This window comes from Brevibacterium sp. ZH18, from assembly GCF_022748595.1.
Lineage (GTDB): Bacteria > Actinomycetota > Actinomycetes > Actinomycetales > Brevibacteriaceae > Brevibacterium.
This window is the reverse complement of sequence record NZ_JALDSX010000030.1, coordinates 33,826-41,546: the sequence shown is the minus strand read 5'-3', so window position 1 is coordinate 41,546 and position 7,721 is coordinate 33,826. Positions and strand designations below refer to the sequence as shown.

The 7,721-nt window shown below is 64.9% G+C and carries 8 protein-coding genes; 3 read left to right on the top strand and 5 right to left on the bottom strand.

Annotated features, from left to right (window positions below):
* Positions 1-381: 381 nt before the first annotated feature.
* On the bottom strand, positions 382-507 hold the full coding sequence (locus MPN20_RS17365; protein ID WP_278189863.1) for a hypothetical protein: 126 nt from the start codon (positions 505-507) through the stop codon (positions 382-384).
* A 239-nt stretch (positions 508-746) separates the two neighbouring features.
* Here MPN20_RS17365 and MPN20_RS11615 point away from each other — a divergent pair, with 239 nt between their 5' ends.
* Positions 747-1,169 (top strand): Rieske (2Fe-2S) protein, encoded by a 423-nt coding sequence (locus MPN20_RS11615; protein WP_242782350.1) that lies wholly within the window; start codon positions 747-749, stop codon positions 1,167-1,169.
* 3 nt (positions 1,170-1,172) lie between these two features.
* Here MPN20_RS11615 and MPN20_RS11610 read toward each other — a convergent pair whose 3' ends face one another.
* The 3 genes from MPN20_RS11610 to MPN20_RS11600 are packed head-to-tail and all read right to left on the bottom strand — an operon-like array spanning position 1,173 to position 3,455.
* Complete coding sequence (locus MPN20_RS11610) at positions 1,173-1,640, bottom strand: hypothetical protein (RefSeq protein ID WP_242782348.1); 468 nt, start codon at positions 1,638-1,640, stop codon at positions 1,173-1,175.
* Between the two features lie 3 nt (positions 1,641-1,643).
* Positions 1,644-2,789 (bottom strand): serine hydrolase domain-containing protein, encoded by a 1,146-nt coding sequence (locus MPN20_RS11605; RefSeq protein ID WP_242782346.1) that lies wholly within the window; start codon positions 2,787-2,789, stop codon positions 1,644-1,646.
* 24 nt (positions 2,790-2,813) lie between these two features.
* Positions 2,814-3,455 (bottom strand): helix-turn-helix domain-containing protein, encoded by a 642-nt coding sequence (locus MPN20_RS11600; protein WP_242782338.1) that lies wholly within the window; start codon positions 3,453-3,455, stop codon positions 2,814-2,816.
* Positions 3,456-3,569: 114 nt separating this feature from the next.
* Here MPN20_RS11600 and MPN20_RS11595 point away from each other — a divergent pair, with 114 nt between their 5' ends.
* Both MPN20_RS11595 and otsB read left to right on the top strand, forming a co-directional pair.
* Positions 3,570-4,418 (top strand): hypothetical protein, encoded by an 849-nt coding sequence (locus MPN20_RS11595; protein WP_242782352.1) that lies wholly within the window; start codon positions 3,570-3,572, stop codon positions 4,416-4,418.
* A gap of 74 nt (positions 4,419-4,492) precedes the next feature.
* Positions 4,493-7,138 carry a trehalose-phosphatase gene (gene otsB / locus MPN20_RS11590; protein WP_242782336.1) on the top strand — a complete coding sequence of 882 codons (2,646 nt, stop codon included), beginning with the start codon at positions 4,493-4,495 and terminating at the stop codon, positions 7,136-7,138.
* Positions 7,139-7,262: 124 nt separating this feature from the next.
* Here otsB and MPN20_RS11585 read toward each other — a convergent pair whose 3' ends face one another.
* Positions 7,263-7,715, bottom strand: coding sequence for a MaoC family dehydratase (locus MPN20_RS11585; protein WP_242782327.1), 453 nt, complete (start codon positions 7,713-7,715; stop codon positions 7,263-7,265).
* Positions 7,716-7,721 lie beyond the last annotated feature (6 nt).

Below are 7,721 nucleotides of genomic sequence, written 5' to 3'. Positions count from 1 at the left end.
TTCCGATCCCGGTAGCTAAGCCCATTCGCGCTGATGGTACTGCAACTTGGTGGTTGTGGGAGAGTAGGTGACTGCCGCAATATTTTTTGAAGTGGTGGTGTGGAGTTCGATCCTTTTGGGATTGTTCTCCACGCCACCACTTTTTTGCATTCATAGCTATGGTGCGTGTTGGTGCCGGCAGCGAGGTCTGCGTCAGACCGGGGCTTCCTTCATGAGGATCTGTCCGAGCCGGCGGAACGGCGACCGACTCTCGTCCGGAATACGCGGTGAGTGAAGACGAGGAGAAACTGACGATTTCCAGCGGGTCCTGCACCGATGTATTCGCCCAGGGGTTGCTAGCGGAACACGTCGCGGCGGGCCTGGCTAAGGTGAGTGAGGGCCTCATCCGTTGTCAGAAGGACCGGGTTTCTCATTGCCAGCAGAATCCGCAGCAGGCAGGATCCAACCGATGGCCATGCCGAGTGCGAACCCGAAGATTGCGAACGGGATGCTCAGCATTGCGCTCATGAGGAACCCTGCAATGCCACCGATGACTGCGCCGATGCCCGCGCACACTCACACGCCGCTCGTACAGCGGGCTCCGTTCGATCAGGTCGTCATGCTCGCCGATCGCGCTCACCTTCCCGCCTTCATGCCCGGTCTGTGCCAGATTCTCGCGTTATCCTGGAGGCCGAGCAAGACGGGCGCAGCCGAAGAGCCGAATCGCAGCTGAACGAAGCCCCATGAGCGGAAGACCGAGGAGAACAGTGGAAACGAACAGGCGCACGATCATCAAATCGGCGAGCGTGGTGGGCGGCGTCGCAGTCGTCGGGTCCTCGGCAGCACTTACCTCGGCGTGCTCTTCGGAGGAGTCGGAGGGTTCACCGGCCGGGTCCGGCGGGGATGCCAGTGTTGCGACGAGCGAGGTTCCCGTCGGATCCGGAACCGTCGTCGACGAAACCTACGTGGTGACCCAGCCGAAGAAGGGCGAGTTCCACGCATTCTCCTCCGTCTGCACGCACCAGGGCTGCCAAGTTCGCACTGTCACCGAAAAGGAGATCGTGTGCCCGTGTCATTCCTCGAGGTTCTCGACGACCACCGGCGAGGTCCTCGGCGGCCCGGCCACCGATCCGCTGCCCGAATATGACGTCGCCGAGGCGGATGGCACGGTGACAGTCTCCGGGAAGTAGCGCTCACGAAATCATCGTGCCCGGCACGACCAATGCGACTGCGACGACGAAGACCGCGAATGCGCCGATGACGAGTCCGGGGGTCTCACGTCTGCGGTCCGTCGCGGCTGTCTTAGCCACGGTGCCTGTCGGTGCGTTCACCTCGGTGCCTGTTGATGCCTTCGCGTCGGCACTCATCGACGCGTCCGTGGTGCCGCCTCCGGGGGCGCTGTTTCTCCATGGCAGGTCCGGCCAGACGTCCGCGACTCGGAAGACGCCGTACCCGAATGCGAGCATGGCAGCCAACCAGACGTAGATGAACCAGCCGTCCCAGCCGCCGAAGTCCGCGATGAGGCGAATGAAGAGGATGATGGTGAGCGTCGTCAGGAGTCGTGTGAGTACCTGGAACCGTGTCGGCCAGCGGTCCGATCTGATCGCCGAGCAGGCGCCCCACACCATGAGAGCAGCGCAGATGATCTGTGTCAGCAACATGTGTCATCCTTCCTTCATGGCCGGTGCATCGGCAGCCGAGGCGGAATCGCTCGAGATGAGTCCCATCGCGGCGTCGACGCTATTGGCTGTGTCGACGAGGACGATGATTCCCGTGCGTTCGTCGGGGTTGAAGCCGAGGAACGAGCGGTAACCGCCGGTTCCGCCGTTGTGCCAGGTGATATGCGGTGACCGCGAGGTCGTTGTCAGCCAGGCCCAGCCGATCCGTTCGTTCTCGTCGTATTCCGCGCGAGGATGTGCCGCCTCGGCGCCGGGAGCCTTCCCTCTCATCGTCGCCTGCAGCCAGATACTGAGGTCGTGGGTCGTTGACCGGATAGCCCCGGCTGGGGCGGCACCGTGTAGGGTCCACGGGGCGGCAGGCAAGCCGGAAGCGGTGTAGCCATGGGTCAGCCCGCCCGGTGACGAGGGTACGAATGTGTCGTGCATGCCCAGAGGCTCGGTGATCCGCTCGCGCACGAGGTCGCCATAGCTCTCACCCGCAGCCTCGGCCAAAGTCTGGCCGAGGACCGCGAACGCGAAGTTCGAGTACTCGGGTTTCTTGTCGCCGACATCGACTGTGCTCAGCGAGTCGATGAGCTCCGTCTTGGTTCCCAGGTAGGGGTCCGTGTGGATGTAGTTCGCCACCATGGTGCGGGCTCCTGTGATGAAGTCGGGGGCTGGCACCTGGGCGGGTAGGCCCGAACGCTGCATGGCGATCGAGGCCAGAGTCACCTCGGCGACATCACCGTCGAGATCGGGCCACACATCGCCGAGGCGGGTGCCCTCATCGATCTCACCCCGCTCGATGGCATCGGCGAAGAGCGCGGCGGTGAAGGTCTTCGTGATCGACCCGATCTCGAACTCCGTGTTCTCGTCGGCTCCGGCCCCGGCCCATGTGACTTCATCGCCGTTGATCTTCGCCGCCGCCATATGGTGCCAATGTTTGCTTCCGAGTGTCGACTCGACCTCGCGCCGCAGGGCCGCGTCGCCCGTGGCCTCGCCCTGGAATCCGCGTGGAAACGGAGTGATGAGAAGGAGCAGTGCGGCCACGATCGCAGCAGCGACAACTGCGACCAGCCGGCGCCGAGGTGATCGCTGAGTCTTCGCGACCACCTGATTCACGTGGTGGCCGCTGTCGGTCGTGATGTCCACGATGTCGCCTCCGGTCTCGTATGGTCAGTGGGTTCCGATGAGCATGAGCGTGAGCAGGGGGATGACCTTTGCGGCGGGGATCCGCCAGTGTCCGCGCTGTGAGTTCTCGAGCCATCCGGCTCCGGCGAGAGCGTGGACGTGGTGGTAGATCTGTCCAGTGGTGCCGAACCGGTCGTCGGTGCTCAGCTCGGCAACGGTTGACACTCCGTCGTAGATCGCTCGCAGGAGTTCGAGGCGAACCGGGTGGCCGAGTGCTGCCAAGGAGGAAGCCGCCTCGGCGAAGTTGAGGTCATCGAACACCTCCCCGGTCAGGCCCATCTGCCACGCCACGGGGCCCTGCGCACCCGGGGGAGTGACATGGCCGGCATAGACGACTCCGCCATCGGGGCCGAACCGGTCGACGAGGCCATTGAGAACCCAGAACGTGTCATCGTCGGTACCGCCACTGAACCGTGGCCTAGACGCCGGCTCCGACGCTGTCGAACTCGTGCTCTCGCTGCCGACGGCATCGGTCTCGCCCGAATCCGAATCCGAAACTGGCGTTGGTGACGAATCGCTCGAGCGGGACTCCAGGTCGGCAACCTTGGCTTCGAGATCCGCGAGTCGGTTCGCGAGGCTATCGGTTGCCTCGGCGGGTCCCCTGCTGTGCTTCGATGGCTTGCTCATAGCTTCAGAGTACACAAAATACGTAACTACGTAAATCCGTCAACATTCTGATATCTGCCAGGCCGCAACCCGGAATCGGACAGACACAGGCAAGAGAACTAAGCTGGGGTCGTGATGAGTACCGATGAACCGCGCACCGAGCCCACGCAACCGCGAGCCACGACGCTTCCGCAATCCATCGCCGAGGCGAAAGCACTCGGCACACCGATGATCGTGCGAGGAATCCTCGGCGTCGCCTTCGGGTTCGCAACGGTCTTCTGGCCACGCGATTCGGTCAACCCGGCACAGCTGTATCTGGGCGTCGACGTCGTCGACATCCTGTGCATCAGCTACCTGGTGCTCTTCGCCCTGGCACTCGTCTTCCAGGCGCTGCGCTCGCCACTGAGCGTGCGTACCGCCGTCTACGGACAGGCCGTCATCACAATCCCGGCGATCGTCTTCCTCTTCCTTGCCGACCAGCCAGCCGAGCTGCGGGCCGCAGTGAGCATCTGGGCCCTGCTGCACGGGCTCATCGAACTGTGGAACTACCGCCAGCTCAAGGCCCACCCGATGGCCTCTGACTTCCTCATCGCCGCGGCCTGCCACGTCCTCCTCGGCATCATCCTCATCTTCGGAGACGGCTTCGATGCCCTGTGGATCCTCGGCTTCACCGGGGTCGCCACGCTCATCGCCGGTGTCATCTTCGTCATCGGCGGCTATTCGCGCATCAGCAAGGCCAAGCAGGTGGCTGCAGGAACCGTCGGAACCGGGACCACCTCGGCGCAAGCAGATGCGCTCGACGCGCAGGACGACGACACCGAACGCACCGACGCTGCCGACAGCCCCGACGCTGCCGACAGCCCCGACGGCGACATGACCCCCGACGGCGACATGACCCCCGACGGCGACATGACCCCCGACGGCGACATGAACCCCGACGCCGGTACCGACAGCCCCGACGACCCGCAGCGCACCGACGACTGACGCACACAGTTGCACCGACCTTCCGTCTCTCCACTGCCCAGGCCCGAATTCCGACTCCAGAAGACCGAGGTGAGATGAGCACCGTCGAGCACGATTACGAACACGTGTCCCCATTGACTCCGATCGCAGCCTCCGTGAACTCCTCGGGGCTCCTCGGGGACCTCGCGGAGGCCAGCCGCGAGCTGTCGCCTGAGCTCTTCCGCCGACTCTTCGAGGTCTCACGCTCACCCTCGCTGCTCATCGCCACGGACTACGACGGCACGATCGCACCGATTGTCGACCTCCCCAGCCAGGCGTTCCCGCTCGAGAGCTCAGTCGACTCACTGCGCGCGCTCGCCCTGCTGCCGTCCACCTCGGCGGGGGTGATCTCCGGTCGCAGCCTCCGCGATCTCGCAGCGATGTCCCGACTGCCACGCGAAGTCCACCTGTTCGGATCTCACGGCGGCGAGACCGACACGGTCGCCATCGATGCCCTCAACGAAGCTCAGCGGGCAACCCTGGCCGATGTTCGTCGCGACCTCGTCAACTCCCTGTCCACCGAGGTCATCGAGCACAAGACCACCGGTGCCGCGATCCATCTGCGCGGACTCGATGAGGCGCAGCGCCATCAGGCCGAAGCCTCCGTCAACGAGATCATCGATGCTCACACCGTCTTCCCGACCCGCGGCAAACAGGTCATCGACCTCTCGGTGGTCCCCTCATCGAAGGCCGAGGCATTGACCCGCCTGCGTCAGCAGACCGGCGCAGAAGTCGTCGTCTTCATCGGCGACGACACGGCCGACGAATTCGCCCTCGAGACTCTGGGCGAAGCGGATCTGGGCCTCAAGGTGGGGCGCGAACCTGCCGAGACACATGCGGACTTCCGGCTCAGCTCACCAGCCGAGGTCTCGGTCGTCCTTGCCGCGATCTTCGAGCTGCGCAAGTCCTGGCTCTTCGGACGCCGTGCGACCCCGATCCACCGTCACAGCCTCCTAGGCAACGGCCAGTCGACGGCATTGGTCGACCCCAACGGTCGAATCTGCTGGATGCCGCACCCGCTGCCGCACTCCTCGTCGATGTTCTCGGAGATCCTCGGCGCCGAGGGTGCCGGGTACTTCGCGGTTGAGACCGAAGCGGGAACTGCACCGCTGACCCAGCGCTACGTCACCCATTCGACCCTGCTCGAGACCCGCTGGCCGGGCCTGACCTGCCTCGACTACCTCGCCCCAGTCGATGCCAACAGCGACGACACGATCGTCGTGCGCGTGCTCACCGGCGACGCCCCCGCTCGGATCCGCTTCGCCCCGCGCCTCGACTATGCGACCGTGCCCACCCGGATGGTCGCGACCGATGACGGCGTGCAGGTGCTGGGCACCTCCGAGCCGATCTCGCTCCACGCTCCCGGCGTCGATTTCGACCTCATCGAGGCGGGACAGTCACAGACCGCCGAGGCGGTTGTCGTGCCTGCGGACATGCCTGGCGGCGTCGTGGTCCTCGTGCTCGCATGCGGCACGGGGACCGGCGACGCCCGTTACATGGCCACCGGCGGCGAGCAGCACGTCCGCGACCGGGCACTGAACTTCTGGACTAACTGGGTTGGGACCCTGACCGTTCCCAGCCATCACCGCGAAGAGGTCATCCGCTCGGCGATCACGCTGCGCGCCCTGTGCCACGAACCGACCGGGGGAGTCCTCGCGGCGCCGACAACCTCCCTGCCTGAGGGCATCGGCGGCGTGCGCAACTGGGACTACCGCTACACCTGGCTGCGCGACGGTTCGATGACCGTGCGCGCCCTGCTCTCGCTCGGCTCGACCGGCGAGGCCGAGGGCTTCCTGTCCTGGCTGACCGGGATATTGGCCCGCACGGTCTCACCCGAACAGCTCCACCCGCTCTATGCGGTCGACGGCTCTGCCCTGACCACCGAGGCAGTGCTGGCGCATCTGCCCGGATACGCCGGATCGCGCCCGGTGCGGGTGGGTAACGCCGCCGAGCACCAGGTCCAGCTCGACGTGTTCGGGCCCGTGACCGAGCTTCTCGACGAACTGAGCGACCACCTCGGCGAGCTTCCGGACTCGTATTGGACGCTGACATGCCAGATGGTCGAAGCCGTGAGTAAGCGGTGGTTCGAAGCCGACCATGGGATCTGGGAGGCCAGGCGCGCACCGAAGCACAACGTCTACACGCGGGTGATGTGCTGGGTGACCGTGGATCGAGCGCTGCGGATCGCCGATCGCTTCGGCCGCGAGCTTCCCGGTGCGTGGCGTCAGCTGCGCGAAGAGATCGCCCATGATGTGCTCGAGAACGGATTCAACGACGAAGTTGGGGCCTTCACCGTGGCGTACGGTGAGACCGACCTGGACGCGGCCTGCCTGTTCGTGGGCCTGTCCGGTCTGCTGCCCGCCGACGATCCGCGATTCGTCTCGACCGTCGACGCGATCGAGCGCGAGCTGCGGGTCGGACCGACGGTCTTCCGCTACCGCTACGATGACGGCCTGCCCGGGCTCGAGGGCGGCTTCCACATCTGCACGACCTGGCTCATCGAGGCGTTCATCAAGGTCGGGCGCATCGACGATGCGTGGGACCTATTCCGGCAGATGGACAATCTGCTGGGCCCGACCGGTCTCCTCGCCGAGGAGTACGACCCTGTGGCCGAGATGCACCTCGGCAACCACCCACAGGCGTACTCGCACCTGGGCTACATCAGAGTCGCGCAGCTGCTCGACGACTACCGCCCAAGCTGAGAGCAGCCGCTTCGTCTGCTGACGACAGTGGGCTCGCGTTCGTTCTCTGCATGAGAATCGAACGCGAGCCCACTATCAACTCGTCTGCCAGGCCTCCGAACGGCGGCTCAGCGAGACGATCAGATCACTCGACGAGGAGGGTGACAACCTCGGCGATGCAGGCGGGGCGCTCTTCGCCTTCGATCTCGATGACGTGCTTGAGGACGACCTGGGTGCCCTTGTCGCCGCGCGTGACCTCTTTGACGCTGACCGTGCCGCGCAGACGCGAGTTCACGGGGACCGGCTGAGCGAAGCGGACCTTGTTGAGGCCGTAGTTCACACGGATGGACACGCCTTCGATCGTGAAGATCTCGCTCGAGAACTTGGGGATCAGCGACAGGGTGAAGAAGCCGTGGACGATCGTCGATTTGTAGGGGCCCTCTGCCGCGCGCTGCTCATCGATGTGGATCCACTGATGGTCGTCGGTGACATCGGCGAAGGTGTTGATCGCGGCCTGGTCGATGGTCGCCCATTCGGACGAACCCAGTTCTGTGCCGACGAGGGATTCGATCTCATCGATTCCATTGAGTGTGCGCATTCGTGG